Annotated in this window: 14 protein-coding genes; 7 read left to right on the forward strand and 7 right to left on the reverse strand. The window is 67.7% G+C overall.

Annotated features, from left to right (window positions below; all coding sequences use genetic code 11):
• Positions 1-105 precede the first annotated feature (105 nt).
• Positions 106-1,788, reverse strand: a complete 1,683-nt coding sequence (locus tag FJ887_RS03305; protein ID WP_249356470.1) for a DEAD/DEAH box helicase — start codon at positions 1,786-1,788, stop codon at positions 106-108.
• A gap of 234 nt (positions 1,789-2,022) precedes the next feature.
• A complete protein-coding gene (locus tag FJ887_RS03310; protein WP_137824316.1) occupies positions 2,023-3,123 on the reverse strand; it encodes an alpha/beta hydrolase fold domain-containing protein in 1,101 nt (366 codons plus the stop codon).
• Between the two features lie 213 nt (positions 3,124-3,336).
• On the opposite strand from FJ887_RS03310, the gene FJ887_RS03315 reads away from it, so the two are divergent.
• Positions 3,337-4,026 carry an aminoacyl-tRNA hydrolase gene (locus FJ887_RS03315; RefSeq protein ID WP_137824315.1) on the forward strand — a complete coding sequence of 230 codons (690 nt, stop codon included), beginning with the start codon at positions 3,337-3,339 and terminating at the stop codon, positions 4,024-4,026.
• Positions 4,027-4,030: 4 nt separating this feature from the next.
• Here FJ887_RS03315 and FJ887_RS03320 read toward each other — a convergent pair whose 3' ends face one another.
• On the reverse strand, positions 4,031-4,213 hold the full coding sequence (locus tag FJ887_RS03320) for a hypothetical protein (protein WP_137824314.1): 183 nt from the start codon (positions 4,211-4,213) through the stop codon (positions 4,031-4,033).
• A gap of 174 nt (positions 4,214-4,387) precedes the next feature.
• Entirely contained in the window at positions 4,388-8,806 is a 4,419-nt protein-coding gene (locus FJ887_RS03325; protein ID WP_181365612.1) for a choice-of-anchor G family protein, read from the reverse strand.
• 546 nt (positions 8,807-9,352) lie between these two features.
• Here FJ887_RS03325 and lhgD point away from each other — a divergent pair.
• From lhgD to FJ887_RS03345, 4 genes are all read left to right on the forward strand, one after another.
• On the forward strand, positions 9,353-10,567 hold the full coding sequence (gene lhgD, locus FJ887_RS03330) for an L-2-hydroxyglutarate dehydrogenase (protein ID WP_137824312.1): 1,215 nt from the start codon (positions 9,353-9,355) through the stop codon (positions 10,565-10,567).
• 119 nt (positions 10,568-10,686) lie between these two features.
• Complete coding sequence (galE, locus tag FJ887_RS03335) at positions 10,687-11,679, forward strand: UDP-glucose 4-epimerase GalE (protein ID WP_137824311.1); 993 nt, start codon at positions 10,687-10,689, stop codon at positions 11,677-11,679.
• 76 nt (positions 11,680-11,755) lie between these two features.
• A complete protein-coding gene (locus tag FJ887_RS03340; protein WP_137824310.1) occupies positions 11,756-13,111 on the forward strand; it encodes a sodium/glutamate symporter in 1,356 nt (451 codons plus the stop codon).
• Positions 13,112-13,236: 125 nt separating this feature from the next.
• Complete coding sequence (locus FJ887_RS03345; RefSeq protein WP_140954805.1) at positions 13,237-14,415, forward strand: FAD-dependent oxidoreductase; 1,179 nt, start codon at positions 13,237-13,239, stop codon at positions 14,413-14,415.
• On the opposite strand, the gene FJ887_RS03350 is transcribed toward FJ887_RS03345, so the two are convergent.
• Positions 14,416-15,303, reverse strand: coding sequence for an alpha/beta fold hydrolase (locus FJ887_RS03350; protein WP_137824308.1), 888 nt, complete (start codon positions 15,301-15,303; stop codon positions 14,416-14,418).
• 54 nt (positions 15,304-15,357) lie between these two features.
• Between FJ887_RS03350 and FJ887_RS03355 the strand changes: the two genes are divergently transcribed.
• Both FJ887_RS03355 and FJ887_RS03360 read left to right on the forward strand, forming a co-directional pair.
• Positions 15,358-15,753 carry a MerR family transcriptional regulator gene (locus FJ887_RS03355; protein WP_137824307.1) on the forward strand — a complete coding sequence of 132 codons (396 nt, stop codon included), beginning with the start codon at positions 15,358-15,360 and terminating at the stop codon, positions 15,751-15,753.
• 66 nt (positions 15,754-15,819) lie between these two features.
• Positions 15,820-17,529, forward strand: coding sequence for a formate--tetrahydrofolate ligase (locus tag FJ887_RS03360; protein ID WP_137824306.1), 1,710 nt, complete (start codon positions 15,820-15,822; stop codon positions 17,527-17,529).
• Positions 17,530-17,717: 188 nt separating this feature from the next.
• Here FJ887_RS03360 and FJ887_RS03365 read toward each other — a convergent pair whose 3' ends face one another.
• Positions 17,718-18,296 carry an antibiotic biosynthesis monooxygenase gene (locus tag FJ887_RS03365; RefSeq protein ID WP_137824305.1) on the reverse strand — a complete coding sequence of 193 codons (579 nt, stop codon included), beginning with the start codon at positions 18,294-18,296 and terminating at the stop codon, positions 17,718-17,720.
• Between the two features lie 306 nt (positions 18,297-18,602).
• Positions 18,603-19,451: a DUF4062 domain-containing protein gene (locus FJ887_RS03370; protein ID WP_137824304.1), complete on the reverse strand. Its 849-nt coding sequence runs from the start codon at positions 19,449-19,451 to the stop codon at positions 18,603-18,605.
• Positions 19,452-19,593 lie beyond the last annotated feature (142 nt).

The following is a 19,593-nucleotide window of genomic DNA, read 5'->3' on the forward strand; positions in this document are numbered from 1 at the left end:
GAGCCGGTGCGACCTGGGCCGGACGAATCCGGGACGTTCTGAGTGAGAGCCGGTGCGACCTGGGTCGGTGAGCACCGACCCAGGTCAACCGGTTGCGGACGCGGTTCAGCTGCTCGTCGAATAGACCTGCTGAGATCCGCCGGCTGCGGCGCGCGAGCGATTGCGGCGGCGGGTCTCAGCACTGGTCCCGCGGGTGCTCTGGGACTCTCCGCGTCGGGATGCGGCATTCCGCCGCTGGCCGGAGCCTGCAGAGCTGCCGCGACGGGACTGCTCGCCGCGACGGGACTCGCTCCGGTTCGACTCGGTGCGGCCCGACGAATCCGCGCGGGCCGAGGTCTCGGGGCGACCGGACTTCTCGCGGCCCCGACCGCGGTTCCGGGATCCCGCACCTCCGCGTTGCTTCGCGCCGCCGGCCGGCGTCTGTGCACGTGACTGGGTTCCGCCTGCTGACTCGGAGGATGCGGCGGCACCCGACTGTCCGCTGCCCCCTCGGCGTCCGCGGCGGCGCCGGGACGAGCGCTTCTTCTCCGGTGGCGCCACCGTCTCGACCGGTTCCGTGCCGCGGACCCGCTCCGGGTTCGCTTCCTGCGGCTCGACGAACGCAGCGACCTCACCGACGAGTTCGCCGACCTGGGGTGACTCGGCGGAGACCTTCTGCGGCTTGACGGAGATCTTCGCCTTGCGCAGTAGTGCGAGGGTGTCCTTGCGCTCCTCCGGGGTCATGATGGTGACCACGTCGCCGGTGCTGCCGGCACGCGCGGTGCGACCGGATCGGTGGAGGTAGGCCTTGTGCTCGGTGGGCGGGTCGACGTGGACGACGAGTTCGACGGCGTCGACGTGGACGCCGCGAGCCGCGACATCGGTGGCCACGAGCACCTTGACCCCGCCGTCGGCGAAGGCCGCGAGGTTGCGCTCGCGTGCGGACTGCGAGAGGTTGCCGTGCATGTCGACGGCGGGAATGCCCTGCTTCGTGAGCAGCCGGGCAAGCCGCTTGGCCCGATGCTTCGTGCGGGTGAAGAGGATGCGCCGCCCGGCCCCGGAGGCCAGACGGTGCACAAGGTCGCCCTTGTCCTCGGGGGTGACCTCGAAGAGGTGGTGGGTCATCGCATCGACGTGCGAGCTCGGGTCGTCGACGGAGTGGAGCACCTGGTCGTGGAGGAATCGGCGCACGAGCTTGTCCACGTCGTTGTCGAGCGTCGCGGAGAAGAACATCCGCTGGCCTGTGGCCGGGGTCTTCGCGAGGAGGCGGGTGACGCCGGGCAGGAAGCCCATGTCGGCCATGTGGTCGGCCTCATCGAGGACGGTGACTTCGATGTCGTCGAGGGAGACGAGGTCCTGCTGGAGGAGGTCTTCGAGGCGTCCGGGGCACGCGACGACGATGTCGACGCCGGCGTTGAGCGCCGCTTCCTGCTTCTTCTGCTTGACTCCGCCGAAGATCGTCGTGGTCGTCAGCCCGGCGGCCTGGGCGAGGGGATCGAGCACGGCGGTGATCTGAGTCGCGAGCTCACGGGTGGGTGCGAGGACGAGCCCACGCGGAGCCCGGCCGCGACCCGGTCGTGCCGGCTGGGCGTCCGCGAGGTTGGCGACCATCGGGATGGAGAAGGCCAGGGTCTTTCCCGAGCCGGTCTTCCCGCGGCCGAGCACGTCGCGGCCGGCGAGAGTGTCGGCCAGGGTGTCCTGCTGGATGGGGAAGGCCTCGGTCTTGCCGTCGGCGGCCAGACGGGCGACGAGGGCAGAGGGGACTCCGAGGGCGGAGAACGACTGGGCCGGAGCGGTGGTGGAGGTGATGGGGTGGCCTTTCGACGCGCAGGTGCGCGCTGCGAGACCACTCAGTGGTGGCGGCAATCGTGCAACCCGGCAGGGTGTCCGAACGCGGGACCGCGTTCTCGTTCGCCGAGAGGAACGGGTTTCGCCGAGCATGCGCCGCAGCTGGGGTGTGCGGGCGCAGAGTCGCGTGATCCTGACGACGCAGGGATTTCGCCGAGCGAAATCGCAAGATCTTCAAGGATACATCGTTCGTCGTCAGTTCTCCGCATCGAGTCGCGCCGCGGCGAAGCCCGCGGCTGCTGTGAGCGCCGCGTTCGCCTCGTCGAGGACCCGCCCGAAGTGGAGGAACGAGTGGAGGACATGCGGGTATTCGATGACGTCGACATCGGTGCCGGCGCGCTGCAGAAGGGCGGCCAGGGCGCGGCTGTCGTCGCGCAGCGGGTCGAGGCCCGCGGCGGCGATGAACGTCGACGGTAGACCCCGGAGATCGGCGCCGAGGTGGTCGATGTACGGGCTCTCGGCGTCGGCCGGTGAGGTGTAGTGGACCTTCGCGATTCCGGCGAGCACCTCGGGTCCCATCCCGTCCCATGACCCGCCGTAGAGGCGACGGCTCGCAGAGTCGCGGAGGCCGTGGGAGCCGTAGACGAGGAGGAGGGCCCTGAGTGCGGCGAAGGATGAGTCGGCGCCGACCCGTTCGGGTTCGTCGCGCAGCAGCAGTGCCGATCCGAGGGCGAGCATCGCCCCGGCCGAATCCCCGGCGACGGCGAGGCGGGTGCCGTCGATTCCCCAGTCCGCCCCGTGCCGGGCGAGGTGGGCGATGACGGTCGCGCATTCGAGAAGAGCCTGGGGAAAGACGGCCTCGGGGGAGAGGGAGTAGTCGACGGCGATGACGGCAGCGCCGGAGGCCGAGGCGATGACGCGTGCGATCCGGTCGTGGGTGTCGAGGTCGCCGAGGCAGAACCCGCCGCCGTGGAGGAAGACGATGCCCGGCAGGACCGCCTCGGTGGTCGGACGGTGGATGCGGATGGGCACGTCGACGTCACCGACCCGCAGATGCGTGTCCTCGGTCCGCGCCATCGCGGGCCCGCCCTCGTTCCAATGCGTGCGTTCGGCGCGGTACTCCGCCCGTGCCGCAGCGAACTCCGTCGGCGCTCCGGCGTCACGGTCGGGGACGAGGATCCCGGGCTCACCACCGCCCTGTCGGGCCCGGGCTGCGATCACGCGGTCGGCGGCCGCACGGCATTCGGCGGCGCGGGCCTCCTGGATGTCGAGGACCTCGCGCATCTGCGCAGACAGGGCGTCGCGGATGTCGGCCGGCATCGACTCGGACCACTGCGGGGAACGGGAGGGCGTCATCGGATCCTTCTTCGGAGCTCACGGCGCGCGGGACCACGAGCAGTTCTCGATCGGCGCGCACCCCTCCAGCCTACCCGCGCAGGGCAACGATCCATCGAGGTGAGACTGCGTGGGGAGGAGGTGCCCGGGAATAAGCGGCGATGCCCGACGTTGTCATTGTCGAAGCGGAAGTGCCCGCGACCGCTGCGGCAGCCGAGACGACGGAGGAAGCGAATGACTGAGCAGATGCGGCGACACGAGACCGATCATGACGTGCCGTGGTCCCTGCCCATCGTCGTCCGCAAGTCGAAGACGGCGCTCGCCCGCCATATCGACGTCCTCGAGGCGACTGCGCGCGCCGTCGTCACGTTCCTCGATGACCCCCGCACACAGCCGGAGGGGGAGTGGTTCGACGCCGTCGAGTACTGGCGCGACGGGGCGATCCGCAAGGTGGTGCGGCGCGGTGACGGCAAGAAGCTCGAGGACGCGCGTGCCCTCGGCAGCGTCGGCGTGAGCTTCGGAGGCACGGAGGAGTTCGCCCCGGCCGAGGCCTACGTCTTCCCGCCCGGTCCGGTCTCTCCGCTGCCGCGTGAGCTGTCGAAGCTGCAGGTGGGGGACACGGAGTTCCCCGCTGATGGGGAGACGTCGATTCCCGCCGCCGAGGCGGTCGTCACCATCGAACTCTCACCGCTGGTCACGCTGACGACGGGCAAGGCGGCGGCGCAGGTCGCCCACGGCGCTCAGCTCGCGTTCGAGCAGATGCCCGCCGAGGTGCGCGATCGTTGGCGCGAATCGGGCTTCAGTCTGCGGGTGGTCACGCCGTCGAAAGCCGAGTGGGCTGTCGCAGAGCGTCCGATCAGCGTCATCGACGCCGGTTTCACCGAGGTCGACGGACCGACGGAGACCGTGCGCGCGCACTGGTGACGGTTCAGCTGCTCTCGGTCAGCTCGTCTTCTTCGCCCTCTTCGAGGGGTCGCGTCTTCGTCCCGTTGCCGAACTCATCGAGGATGATGCGACGCTTGACCATCTCACCGGTCTCCTCGTCGCGCACTTCGATGATGTCGCCGGGATGGGTCTGCGGCTGGTAGTGATCCTCGTTGACTCCGCTCATGGCACTGCCTCCTCTGGTTACTCTGACCGTACCCCCGTGTGACGCGAGTCTCAAGGATCATTCGCCGAGGTGGTCGACCCGTGTGCCGGTTGGTCACCGGTGGTTCAGGGCAGAGGGGAAGGGGTGGGTCCGACGCGGGAGCATCGGACCCACCCCTGACCGTTCGTGAGGTGATCAGTGCCGGCCGCGGAACATCCTGTCCCGCCGCGAGGCGAGGGTGACTGCGGCACCGCCGAGGACGAGCAGAGCTGCGACGGTGATGATCGCCGCCAAGCCGTCAGCACCCGTCCGCGGCAGGTCTCCGCCTCCGGAGGCCGTCGAGCTCGCGCCCGATGAACCACCCGTGCCGGCCGAGGCGTCTGCGCTGCTGGAGGACCCGCCGCCGGCGGAGCTGCTCGTCGAGGATCCTCCGGAACTGGATGTTCCGTCGGCACCTTCGGCTGCGGCCGATCCGCCGGCGTTCGCGGAGGCCGCTGAATCGGCGGTGCTGGTCGACGTTGCCTGTGCCGCATCGGCCGCTGCTCCGCCATCCGAATCGGATGACCCCTTCGGGTCCCCGTCGGAGGCCGCCGCTGCCGAGGCTTCGGAACCCGAGTCCGCGGTGGCTGTCGCCGAGGCGGCGGCTGCAGGATCGGCGTCGGCGGCTGCCGTGGCAGCGGCGTTGGCGTCGTCCTCATTGTCGGCCTCGGCCGCAGCCTGTGAGGCGGCTTCGGATGACGCATTCGGATCCGAGGTGGCGTCGGCCGAGGCCTCGGATGACGCATCCTCGGTGGCTGCCGACTCTGCGGCTGCTTCGGCGTTCTCGTTCGCTGCTGCCGAGGCCGTGGTGGTCGCGTCCTCCTCGGCGGCGGTTTCGGCTGCTGCCTGAGCGGCGGGATTGCCGTCGTCGTCGGCACTCGCCGAGGCCGACGCCGTGGCCGCGGCATTGACGTTGGCGTCCGCGTCGGGGTTAGCCGCTGCGTCCGGATCCGTTGACTGGTCAGCAGATCCTTCGGGGTCGGCTGACGCATCGGGGTCTGTTGCAGCATCCGGATCCGCCGCCGCATCGGGGTCGGTCGACTGGTCGGCGGCGCCGTCCGGGTCGGTCGACGCGTCGGCCGTGGCCGCGGCTTCGACACTGGCCTCGGAGGACGAGTCGGCCGTCGAGGCCGCTTGAGCCGCGGACGAGGCGTCGGCGTTGGCCGCTGCTGACTGATCGGCATTCGTATCGTCGGTGGTGTCAGCAGTGGCGGCGGCCTGAGCGGATTCGTTCGCCGCGGCATTCGGGTCCGCCGACGCATCAGCTGTGGTGTCCGAGGTGGCCTCTTCGGTGGCGGCGGATTCCGCGGCTGCTTCGGCATTGGCGTCGGCTGCTGCCGAGGCCGTGGTGTCAGCGTTCTCGTCGGCTGCTGCCTGTGCGGCGACCTGGGCGGCAGGGTTCCCGTCGTCGTCAGCGTTGGCTGAGGCCGAGGCGGAAGCGGCGGCGTTGACGTTGGCAGCCGCGTCCGGATCAGTGGACGAGTCGGGATCAGCAGCTGCGTCAGGGTCGGTCGATGCGTCAGGGTCCGTTGACTGGTCAGCAGATCCTTCGGGATCGGCTGACGCGTCGGGGTCAGCCGCGGCGTCGGGGTCAGTCGAGGCGTCGGCAGTGGCCGCGGTGTCAGGGTCCGCCGCAGCGTCGGGATCAGTCGATGCGTCGGCAGTGGCCGAGGTGTCGGGGTCCGCAGACGCATCCGGATCGGTAGAGGCGTCCGGGTCCGTCGACGTGTCCGGATCAGCAGCTGCGTCGGGATCCGTTCCCGCGTCGGGGTCGGTTGACTGGTCGGCAGATCCTTCAGGGTCCGCAGACGCATCGGGGTCAGTGGCCGCATCGGGGTCGGTCGACGCGTCGGCGGTGGCAGTGGCTTCGACACTGGCCTCGGAGGACGAGTCGGCCGTTGAGGCTGCTTGAGCCGCGGACGAGGCGTCGGCGTTGGCGGCTGCTGACTGATCGGCGTTCGTGTCGTCGGTGGTGTCAGCGGTGGCGGCGGCCTGGGCGGATTCGTTCGCGGCGGCGTTCGGGTCCGCCGAGGCATCGGCTGTGGTGTCCGATGTGGCCTCTTCGGTGGCGGCGGATTCCGCTGCGGCTTCGGCGTTGGCGTCGGCTGCTGCCGAGGCGGTGGTGGTTGCGTCCTCGTCGGCGGCTGCCTGTGCGGCGACCTGGGCGGCGGGGTTGCCGTCGTCGTCAGCGTTGGCTGAGGCCGAGGCGGAAGCGGCGGCGTTGACGTTGGCGGACGAGTCCGCGCCAACAGCCGCATCGGGATCAGCGGCCGCGTCGGGGTCGGCAGCCGCCTCTGGGTCCGCCGCGGCGTCGGGATCGGTCGACTGGTCGGCAGTGCCGTCTGGATCGGTGGAGGCATCCGGGTCTGTCGACGAGTCCGGATCAGCAGTCGCGTCGGGGTCCGCTGCGGCGTCAGGGTCGGCAGCCGCGTCGGGGTCGGTTGCCGCATCCGGGTCCGCCGCAGCGTCCGGGTCGGTCGATGCGTCGGCTGCAGCCGCGGTGTCGGGGTCCGCAGATGCATCCGGATCAGTCGACGCATCGGCGGTGGCCGCGGCTTCGGCGGAGGCCTCGGAGGACGAGTCGGCCGTCGACGCCGCTTGGGCCGCGGCCGCCGGATCGGCGTCGGCCGCTGTGGATGCTCCGGCGTTCGTGTCGTCGGTGCTGTCGGCCTGTGCAGCCGCCTGCGAGGCTGCCGTCGAGGACGCGCTGGTGTCCGTCGTCGAATCCGTCGATGCCTGGGACGAGGCATCCTCGGTCGCCGCGGATTCCGCGGCTGCCACGGCATCCGGATCCGCTGCTGCCGAGGCCGTCGTGGTCGCGTCGTCGTTGGCTGCCGCCTCCGATGCGGCCTCGGCGGCCGGGTTGCCGTCGTCGTCAGCGGTCGCCGAGGCTGATGCCGAGGCGGCTGCATTCGTGTTCGCGTCGGGGTCGGCCTCATCCTGCGCACTCGTCCTCACCGACGACGAGGCGAGGTTGACGTCGACGGCATCGACGCCGGGCAGAACCTCAAGGCTCACGGCGCTGACGGTGAACATGTCCGTCGGTGCGGCGGCCGCGGCGAATGCCCGAGTCGCGTCCTCCCGCTGCGGCACGGGAGTTTCGACCTGCTCGTTGATCGTGACACCGACGACCTGGTTGAGCGCCTCGAAGACGGGGTCGAGAGTCGTGAGCAGCGGGTCGATGATCCCCTGCACCGAGCTCGACACCTCGTCGGCGGTCGCGGTGATGATGTTCCCGATGATCGGCTTGGTGATCCCGAGGACAGCATCGATGACCGGCGTCGTGATGACGTTGAGGATCGCTCCGGCGTCGATCGTCGTGCCGAGCACGGAGATCCGCAGATCGGTGGTGACAGTCGGACGGCTGGTATCCGTGCCCGCCAACTGACCGAGTGTCGCATCGACGGTCACCCCGCCGGTGATCGTCTGCCCGAGCAGAGAGATGCTGGCCGGCAGTTCGATGATGAGATGGACGTTGTCGAGAGCCTCGGTGAGGGTGTCGTTGACGCGTCCGGAGAGTGCGCCGAGCGCATCGGCCACGGCATCGGTGATCGTTGACATCGTCGCCGAGGTGAGCACCTCGGTGTTCGGTGCCAGGTCATTGAGGTCCTCGCCGTTGCCGCCTTCGACGATCTTCGCGAGATCGACCTCGATATCCCCGCTGCCGATGTCGATCGAGACGATGCCCGACCTGTCCTCGAGCTTCTCTCGGATGACGTTCTCGACGACGCTGTTGAGGGCGTCGCGGGTCTCTGCACTGACCTTCGTGTCCGCTCCGCCGACACTGACCCGGCCGAGCAGCACATTCGCATCGATTCCGATCGACGCGAGTTCGGATACGAGTCCTTCGTCGCCGACGGCGTCGTCGAGTGCCTGTCCGGTCGTGTCGACCGCGACCTCGAGGTCGTCGGAGAGCCGGCTGACGGCAGGACTCGAGATCGTGAGCTTCCCGTCGGCGACGACATAGTCCGAGGTCACCGATTCCGCGTCCGCCTCGGCCCGCGAGGCCAGCGCCCCGAGCTCGAGGCTGAGCTCGTCGACGACCTCGTCGGTGATGTCGCTGATGCCGAGCTGCTTGAGCAGCGGGGTGAGGCTGACCGTGGCGTTGCCGTAGGCCCCGGGATTGTCGGGATCGACGTTGATCGCTCCGTCCTGTCCGACCGCGCCGGCACTCGCGACGGCGCTGTCGGAGGAGGGTGCGTGACCGAAGGCGTTGAGCGCCCCGACCTCGCCGAGGTGGAGGAGACCGTTTCCGTCCTCACCGCTGATGAGGGGGAGTGAGACGTTGGGCAGCTGAATGCTCAGGGCCTGGAGAGCCGCGACGTCGAGCGGAGTGTGGTCGGCCTCGGGACTCGACGGATAGGTGCTGCGGGCGGAGGAGACGTCGAGGAGATCCGCAGTGATGAGGTCCGTGTCGATGACCTGCCCGTGTGCCTCGGCGAGTTCGTCGGGATCGATCGGCACTGCCGTGCCCGGGGAGGTGATGAGCACGGTCAGCCCGACGGCTGTCGCCGCGGCGACGACGCCGATCGCGGCACGGTATCGGGAACGCACCCGGTTGCGGAATGTCTTCATAGCCCCCACTTCGGCAGTGATCATCTCTGATGCTGAACAGGCCCTGAGTGCTCGACGGCAATCGGCTGGCAGTTCATCACCGAGATTACGGAAACACTAAACAGTCATCATCACGTCATAAATAAAGTTATGACTCCGTTATAAATACTCATCGGTAGATAGTGCAGGCGGTCTACGCCTGTGATCCGATGATTGATCGAGCGCTCGTGACAGAATGATTTACTCCGTAAAGAAGCCGACTTGCGCTGGAGGCGAGGCTGGTCGGTCCACTGTTTGCGCTGGTCAAGTGATCTATTCTGAGCAGGATCAGATGCTGGCTCGATGGCGAAGGTATACGAATTGCCGATTTCGCATATTCTCGTGAATGACCCGATGGCATCGGACTCACATAGAACTTCAGGTGTTATTCAATGAGATGCCGGGAATATGTCAGTCGTCGTGCCTTCGCGTTACCGGAAACGGTGAACTAGAGTCCGCACCAGGCCACTGGACGAGACGGCCTCTCACACGACAGGACCATCGGTCCCCACCGCGAAGGAGCGAAAGATGAGTGAGGTCAGGCGTGTCGCCGTCATCGGGGCCGGCATCATCGGAGCGGCGGTCGCCCGCGAACTCCTCCTGCGAGATGAGTCCGCCGACGTCACCCTCTATGAGAAGGAGGACGGGCCGGCAATGCACCAGACCGGACACAACTCCGGTGTCGTCCATGCCGGTCTCTACTACGAGCCGGGAAGCCTCAAGGCGCGTCTGTGCCGCCGCGGGGTCGAGCTCATCCGTGATTTCGCCGCCGAGCACGGGGTCGCCGTCGACGAGTGCGGAAAGGTCGTCGTCGCCACCGACGACATCGAGGTCGGTCGGCTGCGCGCCATCCACGAGCGGGCTCTCGCCAACGGGGTCCCCGATGTCGCGATGCTCGATCGTGATGGTCTCGCCGAGGTCGAACCGCAGGCCGTCGGGGTGGCCGCGCTCCATTCCCCACACACGGCGATCATCGACTACCCGGGCCTGACCGATGCACTCGTCGTCGACTTCCGCCGTCGCGGCGGTCGCGTGCGCTTCTCGACCCCGGTGTCCCGCGTCGAGCGCCGAGGCGGACGGGCCGGAGAGCGCGCGATCGTCCACTCGGACAAGGATGCGCTCGAATTCGACGCCGTCATCGCCTGCGCCGGACTCCAGTCCGATCGCCTCGCCGCCCGTTCGGGAGAGAGCGCGCGGCCGTCTGTGGTGCCGTTCTTCGGGCAGTACTTCATCCTCGATCCCGCGTTCGACTCGGTCGTCAACGGACTCATCTACCCCGTGCCCGACCCGAAGTACCCCTTCCTCGGCGTTCACGTCACGCGGCGCATCGACGGTGGGGTGATGATCGGCCCCAACGCGTTCCTCTCGTTCTCCCGGGAGGGATACTCAGGACTCGGGCTCAGCGTGCGCGATGCGCTCTCGATCGCCGCCGATGCCGGATTCTGGAGATTCGCCGCGGGGAATCTGCCCACCGCGGTCCGGGAGATCGGCGGGGTGCTCTCGACTGAGCGCTTCGTCGCCGAGGCGGCCCGTTACGTGCCGCAGCTGGCCGGGGCGACCGGGCATCGCGCCACCCGCGGCATCCGCGCCCAGGCGATGAACCGAGACGGCTCGCTCGTCGACGATTTCGTCATCGATCGCGCCGGACCGGTGATGTTCGTCCGCAACGCTCCCTCGCCCGGTGCCACCTCAGCGCTGGCCATCGCCGAGCACCTCGTCGACCGAGCCGTCGCCGACTCCTGAGCGATACGCATCCTCCCTGGTCAGGTACGCACTTCGTGTCCCGGCGGTGCCCTCGACTAAGCTTGATCCGGCATCGCCGCGAGATCGAGACCGCGGTGAGGGACGAATGAGGGAGTTTCATGGCTGTACTGGTCACCGGAGGAGCAGGCTACATCGGTTCGCACGTGGTGCGTCTGCTCACCGAACGCGGTGACGACGTCCTCGTCGTCGATGACTTCTCGACGGGGATCGCCGATCGCGTCGCCGGACTGCCCGTCCTCGACCTCGACCTCGCCGCTCCCGATGCCGAGGACCGCCTCGTCGCGGCCATCGAGGAGCACGGGATCGACTCGATCATCCACTTCGCGGCGAAGAAGCAGGTCGGCGAATCCGTCGAGCAGCCCGTCCACTACTACCGCCAGAACATCGGCGGCCTGACGAACATCCTCGCCGCCGTCGAGCGCACCGGCATCGCCTCCCTCGTCTTCTCCTCCTCGGCCGCCACCTACGGCATGCCCGACGTCGATCTCGTCGCTGAGGACCTCGAATGCCGACCGATCAACCCCTACGGGGAGACGAAGCTCATCGGCGAATGGATGATCGACAACGCGATCACCGCGGCGCGGATGCGCCGGGTCCCGTTCAACGCCGTCAAGCTGCGCTACTTCAACGTCGCCGGCGCCGGCTGGCCCGAACTCGCCGACACTGCGGTGATGAACCTCATCCCGATCGTCCTCGGCCGGGTCGCCGCCGGCAAGGCCCCGATCGTCTTCGGCGACGACTACGACACCCCCGACGGCACGTGCATCCGCGACTACGTCCACGTCAAGGACCTCGCCGAGGCCCACATCGCCGCTCTCGACTACATGAAGTCCGGGGACACCTCGGAGACCGTGTTCAACGTCGGAACCGGCACCGGAGCCTCGGTCAAAGAGGTCATCGACACCATCGCCGAGGTGACCGGCCGTGACATCGTCCCGGAGATGGGCGAACGGCGGGCAGGGGATCCTCCCGCCCTCGTCGCCGACGTCTCCCGGATCTCGGCCCAGCTGAGCTGGAAGGCCGAATACGGGCTCGACGAGATCGTCCGCAGCGCCGTCGCCGCCGCAGGAATGCTGCCCGCGGCCAAGTAACCCGCACCTGATCCCAGCGCCGGGCCGCCGGCGCTGGTTCTTCGTGCCGTCGTGACCTGATCAAGGAGACCCCGTCGTGGATCCCACCCCCTTCAGCCCCTACGCCCTGCTCATCGATTCGGGCCTCATCGGCGCGCTGCTCGTCGTCGGCACCATCCTGCGCGCCCGGATCCGCGTCCTGCAGACGATGATGGTCCCCGCCGGAGTCATCGCTGGCTTCCTCGGACTGCTCATGGGCCCCAACGGCCTGGGCTGGCTGCCGTTCTCCGACCAGCTGGGCACGTACTCCTCGCTGCTCATCGTCGTCGTCTTCGCGTGCCTGTCGCTGACGAGCGACTTCAACATCTTCAAGATCGGCCGTTCCGTCGCCGGATTCGCCAGCTACGGCGTCCTCATCTATGCGACCCAGACGGCGCTCGGCATGGGACTCGTCCTCGTCCTCCTCGGCCCCCTCCTCGGCGCTCCCGACTCCGTCGGGCTCCTCCTCTTCGCCGGGTGGGCCGGCGGCTTCGGCTCGGCTGCCGCGATCGGCACGGTCTTCACCGAGGCCGGTGACCCGGCGGTGCAGTCGCTGGCCTTCACCGCCGCGACCGTCGGCATGCTCACCGGCATCGTCGGCGGCATCATCCAGGCGAAGATCGGTGCGGCGAAGGGCCACGCCAAGGAGTTCGTGGGACTGAGCGAGGTCCCCGCCGAACTGCGCACCGGCGTGCTCGACCACGAGCAGGAGAAGCCGCCCATCGGCACGCACATGTTCTCCGGCAGCGCGATCGAATCCCTGACCTTCCAGGCCGGAATCGTCGCCACCGTCTCCGCGGCCGCGTACGGAGTCAACCTCATCCTCGGCGAGCTCATGCCGTCGGTGACGTTCCCGCTCTTCTCGATCGCGTTCATCGTCGGCCTCATCCTCCGCAGCATCCTCGCGGGCACGAAGACGACGAAGTTCATCGACAAGGAGACGCAGAACTCGATCTCCGGTCTCGCCACCGACGTCCTCATCGTCTGCGGCATCGCCTCGGTCGTCCCGTCCTTCGTCGCCGACCAGTGGCTGTCGCTGCTCATCCTCTTCATCGTCGGACTCGCCCTCTGCCTCTTCCTCGGCCTCTGGGTCGCCCCGCGGGTGATGAGCGACGGCTGGTTCGAACGCCAGCTCTTCACGTGGGGCTGGGCGACCGGTGCCGTGGCCACGGGCATCGCCCTGCTGCGCATCGTCGATCCGAAGCTCAACTCCCGCACGCTCGAGGACTTCTCGCTCGCGTACCTGCCGGTCATCCCCGTCGAGGTCGCCGCCGTGACCTTCGCGCCGCTGCTCGTCCTCGGCGGGGCCGCGTGGGCGGTCGTCGGGATCTGGGGTGCGATCGCCGTCGGCGCGCTCGCGGTGGCGCTCTACATCATGGCCGCCAACCGCCGGGAGCTCGTGCCCGTCGGCTAGCCGTATCCGCGCTCACCGCCGCGAGGCACTGTCGCAAGGCCACATTCCGACAGTGCCTCGCGGCGTCTGCCCGCGTTGGCATAGGCTCGGACACAGGACGATGCCGTCCCAGGGGAGGAGCACCAATGACCGAGCACATCGTCATCGGCGCCGGGCTCGCCGGGGCCGCCGCCGCGTGGGCGCTGACCGCACGCGGAGAGAACGTCACCGTCCTCGAACAGCACCGCCCGGCCAACGCGCGCGGAAGCTCGCACGGCTCAGCCCGGATCTTCCGCTATGCCTACCCCGAACGCCTCTACGCCGAGCTCGTCGTCCGCGCCCGCGACCTGTGGACAGCTGTCGAAGAGGCTGCCGACACCGAACTCATCACACCCACCGGTGCCCTCGATTTCGGGGAGGCCAGACACACGGGGCAGCTGACCGGCGTCTTCGACGCTCTCGGGATCGACCACGAAGTGCTCAGCGCCGAGGCCGCCCATGCCCGGTGGCCGCAGTTCGCCTTCGACACGGAGGTGCTCTGGCATCCCGACGCTGGGGTCATCGACGCCGAGCGGTCGGTGCGGACGCTGCTCGACCTCGCCCTCGCCACCGGCCGTGCCCGAGTCTTCGAGGACTGGACCGTGGCCGCGGTGGACCGGCGGTCGACGGGGAGCCTGCGGGTCACCTCGGCGGCCGGGGACATGGTTGACGCTGCATCCGTCATCGTCGCGGCAGGCGGCTGGCTGCCGGCGCTGCTGGGGGATCTCGGCCTGCCGACCGGATTCCTCTCCTCCCTGCCGACGTTCGAAGTTCGCCAGGAGCAGGCGTTCCACCTGCCCTACCGCGACACCATCGGCGGTGGGCGCCCGGCACGGGACTGGCCGACGTTCATCCACAATTGTGCGGAGATCTTCACCTACGGGCTGCCCGGCGGACGCGACGCCGGATTCGCCGGGCAGAAGCTCGCACAGTTCAACGGCGGGCGCGTCATCGGCTCCGCCCTCGACCAGGACGGCCAGATCACCGAGGCGATGCGGCAGCGGATGATCGCCTACGCACGGGCGCATCTGCCGGGACTCGTGCCGGAACTCTTTGCGGAGACGACCTGTCTGTTCACGAACACGCCGAGCGAGGACTTCCTCATCGATTCCGTCGGCGGGGTCACCATCGTCTCCGCGTGCTCGGGACACGGGGCGAAGTTCGCTCCGCTGCTCGGCGAGTTCGCCGCAGCGCTGGCGACCGGCGGCGGGGTCCGCGACCGGATCGGCGGGGGCGTGCCCGAGGAGTTCCGTGCCGCCCACCACGCGCACCTGTCCCGACGGTGATCACACCTGGGCCGAGAGCCACGTGACCACATCGGCGGCGAAATCCTCCGGCGCCTCGAGGACAGCGAGATGCCCGACGCCCGGGAACCGTGTGACCTCGGGACGTCCGGGCAGTGCCGCGGCGAGTGCGTCGGCGTGGGCGACGGGGATCCACGGATCGGACTCACCCCACGCGATCCGCACGGGGCACCGCACCTTCGCGAGACGAGCGGCGATCGGGTCCGTGTGCTCCGGTCGCAGTGCCGCGATCTGCCGGTAGTACGCCGCCTGACCGGCCGGGGTCGTCCACGGCCGCGCAAGCTCGGTGATCCACTCCCGTGACAGCTCGGGGCCACCCGCCCCGGCGATGTACTCGGTGACGAGGGCCCGATGCAGCGCCGGCGGGAGCGCGGCGAAGACACCTTCGTTCTCCGCGACGAGACGGAAGAACGGAGACCCCCACGGCGGCAGGGTGACGATGTCGCTGAGATGCAGCGAGCCGAAGACGCTGCCCTCGAACAGGTGTGCGCCGAGAGCTGTGGCGCCGCCGATGTCATGGGCGATGACATGGGGCGCGGCAAGGCCCCAGTGGCGCAGCAGACGCGCGAACCGCGTGCGCTGAGCGACGAGATCGACCGGCGAGGCGGCATTCGCCTCGAGCGAACCGCCGTACCCGGGCATGTCCCACAGGTGCACGCGCCACCGGCTGCTCAGCCGGCGGGCCAGCGGCAGCCACATCCTCGACGACCAGGGCGTGCCGTGGCAGATGACGACACCGCCGAGGCTGTCGCCGCCGGTCGCATCGAGCACGTACGTCCCGATCCGTGCTGTCGACGAGGCGTCGGGACCGCAGGGAATCGGGACGGCGACGCAGTCGGGTGCCGGGACCTCTGTGGGTGGGATGCACATGCGTCGACGGTAGAACTTCAGGTCGACCTGAAGTCAAGGTGCGATGATGGGGCGATGAGGATCGGAGAGGCCGCAGCGGATCTCGGCATCGCCGCGCATGTGCTGCGGCATTGGGAGGAGTGCGGCGTCGTCGTGCCCGACCGCACTCCCGCCGGACATCGCAGCTACGACGATGAACACCTTGGTCGGTGCCGGATCGTCATCGCCTGCCAAGGGGTGGGGATGAGTCTCGCGGAGATCCGGCAGGTCCTCCACCGGAGCGCGGCGGGGAGGGCGGCGGTGATCGCTGAGCGGATCGCTGCCATCCGTCGCCAGACGGTCGCCCTCGAGGCGGCCGAGCGCTTCCTCGTCCACGTCGCCGACTGTCGTCACGACCTCATGGCCCGGTGCCCCGACTGCGCCGAGTACGCGGCGACACCGACGCGCCGGGGCACCACCTCGGCGCGGTGAGGGCTCGGTCGAAATTCATCGGGTGTCACTGGTCACAAAACGCGCCATGGCAGGCAAGATGGCCCTATGAGCATTGATCTTGACATTGCACTCGCCGCCGAGCTCGATCCCATCGTCGATGTCGCCGCTGACCTCGGGCTCGACCCCAAGGACATCATTCCGTTCGGATGGACGAAGGCGAAAGTGCCCATCGACGTCCTCGACGCAGCCGCTGAGTCGGCGACCGACGGCGCGCTCATCCTCGTCACCGCGATGAGCCCGACCCCGGCCGGGGAGGGCAAGACGACGACGAGCATCGGGCTCACCGACGGGCTCAACGAGCTCGCGAAGACGAACCCGGAGATCGGGAAGGCTGTGCTGGCGCTGCGGGAGCCGAGCATGGGCCCGGTGTTCGGCATGAAGGGCGGGGCCGCCGGCGGTGGGTACGCGCAGGTCGTGCCGATGGAGGACATCAACCTCCACTTCACCGGTGACTTCGCGGCGATCGCGGCGGCGAACAACCTCGCTGCGACGATGCTCGACAACCACATCCACCACGGCAACGACCTCGACATCGATCCGCGCCGCATCCACATCCGGCGGGTCGTCGACCTCAACGATCGGGCTCTGCGCAACGTCACGATCGGCCTCGGCGGCCTCAATGGGGGAGTGCCGCGGGAGGACCACTTCGACATCGTCGTCGCCTCAGAGGTCATGGCGGTGTTCTGCCTGGCCACCTCGGTGGCAGACCTCAAGGAACGGCTGGGGCGCATCGTCGTCGCCCACACCCGCGACCGTCAGCCGGTCACCGTCGCCGACCTCGGTGCCGCGGGGGCGATGACCGCACTGCTGCGCAATGCGCTCTCCCCGAACCTCGTCCAGAGCCTCGAGCACTCGCCCGCGTTCATCCACGGCGGACCGTTCGCGAACATCGCCCACGGGTGCAACAGCCTGCTCGCGACGAAGGCGGCGATGACGCTCGGCGACTGGGTCGTCACCGAGGCCGGGTTCGGCGCCGACCTCGGCGCCGAGAAGTTCCTCGACATCAAATGCCGGGCCGCCGGCATCTGGCCCTCCGCCGTCGTCGTCGTCGCCACCCTCCGGGCGCTGAAGTACCACGGCGGCATCGACGTGGGCGACGTCGAGACCCCGAACACCGAGGCGGTTCTGGCGGGGATGAGCAACCTCGAACTCCACTGCTCGAACCTCCGCGACATCTTCGGCCTCACCCCGGTCGTGTGCTTCAACCGGTTCCCCTCGGACACCGACGAGGAGATGGCCGCCGCGATCGACCACCTCGACTCGCTCGGCATCGCGGCAGTGGAATCGACGCACTGGGCCGACGGCGGCAAGGGTGCCGTGCCGTTGGCCGAGGCGGTCGTCGCCGCCGTCGAGAACGCCGGGGACGGAGACGCGGCGGCCCGCGCGCAGTACAGCTACGAGCTCGACCAGCCGCTCGAGGACAAGATCCGCACGATCGCCCAGCGCATCTACGGCGCCGCCGACGTCGAGATACCCGCGAAGGTCAAGCGGAAGCTGGCACAGTTCACCGACGAAGGCTACGGCGATGCCCCGATCTGCGTGGCGAAGACCCAGTACTCGCTGAGCACGGACCCGAGCCTGCGCGGTGCCCCGCAGGGCCACATCATCGAGGTCAGAGACGTGCGCCTGTCCGCCGGCGCCGGGTTCGTCGTCGTCATCGCCGGCGACATCATGACGATGCCCGGACTGCCGAAGGAGCCGTCGGCGCTGAAGATCGACGTCACCGAGGACGGGAACATCACCGGCCTGTTCTGAGGCGCGGTGTCTTCCGAGACACACGGCGCGTCCGGGAATCTGCGCCACCTTGAGGGTGGAATCCGAGCCGATTCCGCCCTCACGATGGCGCACATTCGCCGTGGAGTCGGCGCACTCGCTGGTGCCCGGTCTCATCGCCGTGTCAGGTCGGCAGTCGGCGGCCGCCGGCAGACCGGGACGGCGGCTGTCTACCTCTGGCGCTTGGGCTTTCGCGGCTTCTGGAGCCACGGGCGCAGCAGGCGCGTGCTCACCGGCAGGAAGATGTACGTCATCAGCGGGGTGAGGAGGCAGATGTTGAGCAGCACGGAGAGCACCGGAGGCCACGCCGACAGGTGGGGCAGCAGCAGATAGGTCGAGAGCAGGCTGAGGGGGAAGAACGGCAGGAAGATGCTCACCGCCTGCTTCCAGCGCGGTGGGACGACCGTTTCGGGAATGGTCAGCGCCGTCTCACCCTGGGGTTCGAACCAGCCTTCGATGCCCGTGCGGTGTTCGACCTTCGTATCCTCGATGAGTTCGGCACCGCTGTCGATCCACCACTTGCGGTCATCGGACTCGTCCCAGGCGCGCAGCGACTTCGCATCGGCGAACCGATAGAGGACGTGCCATTCGTTCGAGTCCGGCGCGGTCCGCACCCACCCGGATCCGAGATAGCCGGGACGTTCGCGGGCGAGCTCCTGACCGGCCTGCACCCATGCGTTGAAACGGCGGTGGTGTGCGGGCTGGACGGTGCGGGTGATCGCGACGGTGATGGCAGACGGCTGAGGCATGATTGCGATTATAGGGATCACCGGGGCGACCGCGATCGCACGGGGTGGCCTCAGGCGACCGTTCGGGTTGGGGCTAAAACGACAATTGAATCCTTTCGATGCATTGCGAGTTTCGATTGCGTTCAATAGTCAAAGTTGAACAATTAGACGAACCGGGGAGAGGCGAGCAGTGGCGAGAGTTATAGTTCAGAATGCTTCTTGCACCGAGCTAAGAAATTCGAGTATGGGTTCCATTGGAGATGCATTCACGTACCATACGTGAGTGATTCTGTGGATGCTGGCCAAGGGTTATGTGTAAGTATTCTCTCAGTTTATCAGATTAAGTGTCCGCTGCTTTACTTTGCGTTCTTTCCCTTCGGTCCATGACATGACCGCCTCTGCTTGGTTCGAGGCACCAAGCGTCAGTTCATATGGGATTCGAATCAGATCGTCACGATGCAGTGTGCGTGGCTCGTCCGGTTCTGCCATGAAAAATACTCCGTCTCCTGCGTCGACTTCTATAGTGAAGTCTTCGGCGTCGCTACCCCCCTGGTTGGTGATCTCGATCCATCTTCTCGTGTGGTTTCTCGGATTTCCTTTTGAGTTGTATTTGACCTCGTTCTCTCTTTGGATTTGAATTACAGGATCTGCCTCTGCTTCTTTAGGACCATTAACTGCTCCGGCCCACAGGGTTACGTCCCTCTCAATGGCATTTCGCACCGCATCTGCGAGTTCGGAGTCGTCGGCATACTCCGCGTATAATCCCTTGAAGCTATTCTTGTAATCATTGATCTTTGAGGCGTCGGATAATTGATCACGTGGCACGTCTGCTGAGGAAAAGTAAACATGTACTGGAATCTTCGCTTCGATCGCTCTTTGTATTTCTTCGACCGTTCCTGAGATGGCAGAGTCAGTTGCTGATCCAAGTTTATTTCCAAATATTGCGATGACGATGTCAGCAGAATCAAGGAGTTGGCCGTTGATGACCGATTGGGCACTGTCGGCTGCCGCGGGCACTGCATGGGCTTCATACCTGACTGGGACTAGATTCACTGCAGCAGATTGTCCTCTGGAGCCGTTCCAGCGAGTCAGCATTCTTTCGATGGCATCGCGTTGTGTTGCGGTGTCGGATGGTGAGGCGATCATTACTCGGACTGCGGTGGCAAGGTAAGTCATCGTTGCTCGTGCTCCTTAAACAAATTCAATTTCGATGAAGTGGCTGTAGTTAAATAAGATCCTAGCTTAAGCATGCGTGACCAGCGATCGAGTTGCATCGGGTTCCCTGCGGCGCAGCGCCTTCTGGTTACACGGAGGTTGT

Source organism: Brevibacterium sp. XM4083, assembly GCF_006489205.2.
Taxonomy (GTDB): Bacteria; Actinomycetota; Actinomycetes; order Actinomycetales; family Brevibacteriaceae; genus Brevibacterium.

Excerpts from the sequence above, each read along its gene's own strand:
- FJ887_RS03325 (WP_181365612.1), bottom strand. The coding sequence starts at position 8,806 with ATGAAGACATTCCGCAACCGGGTGCGTTCCCGATACCGTGCCGCGATC.
- FJ887_RS03360 (WP_137824306.1), top strand. The coding sequence starts at position 15,820 with ATGAGCATTGATCTTGACATTGCACTCGCCGCCGAGCTCGATCCCATC.
- FJ887_RS03345 (WP_140954805.1), top strand. The coding sequence starts at position 13,237 with ATGACCGAGCACATCGTCATCGGCGCCGGGCTCGCCGGGGCCGCCGCC.
- FJ887_RS03315 (WP_137824315.1), top strand. The coding sequence starts at position 3,337 with ATGACTGAGCAGATGCGGCGACACGAGACCGATCATGACGTGCCGTGG.
- FJ887_RS03355 (WP_137824307.1), top strand. The coding sequence starts at position 15,358 with ATGAGGATCGGAGAGGCCGCAGCGGATCTCGGCATCGCCGCGCATGTG.
- FJ887_RS03370 (WP_137824304.1), bottom strand. The coding sequence starts at position 19,451 with ATGACTTACCTTGCCACCGCAGTCCGAGTAATGATCGCCTCACCATCC.
- FJ887_RS03350 (WP_137824308.1), bottom strand. The coding sequence starts at position 15,303 with ATGTGCATCCCACCCACAGAGGTCCCGGCACCCGACTGCGTCGCCGTC.
- FJ887_RS03310 (WP_137824316.1), bottom strand. The coding sequence starts at position 3,123 with ATGACGCCCTCCCGTTCCCCGCAGTGGTCCGAGTCGATGCCGGCCGAC.
- lhgD (WP_137824312.1), top strand. The coding sequence starts at position 9,353 with ATGAGTGAGGTCAGGCGTGTCGCCGTCATCGGGGCCGGCATCATCGGA.
- galE (WP_137824311.1), top strand. The coding sequence starts at position 10,687 with ATGGCTGTACTGGTCACCGGAGGAGCAGGCTACATCGGTTCGCACGTG.
- FJ887_RS03365 (WP_137824305.1), bottom strand. The coding sequence starts at position 18,296 with ATGCCTCAGCCGTCTGCCATCACCGTCGCGATCACCCGCACCGTCCAG.
- FJ887_RS03320 (WP_137824314.1), bottom strand. The coding sequence starts at position 4,213 with ATGAGCGGAGTCAACGAGGATCACTACCAGCCGCAGACCCATCCCGGC.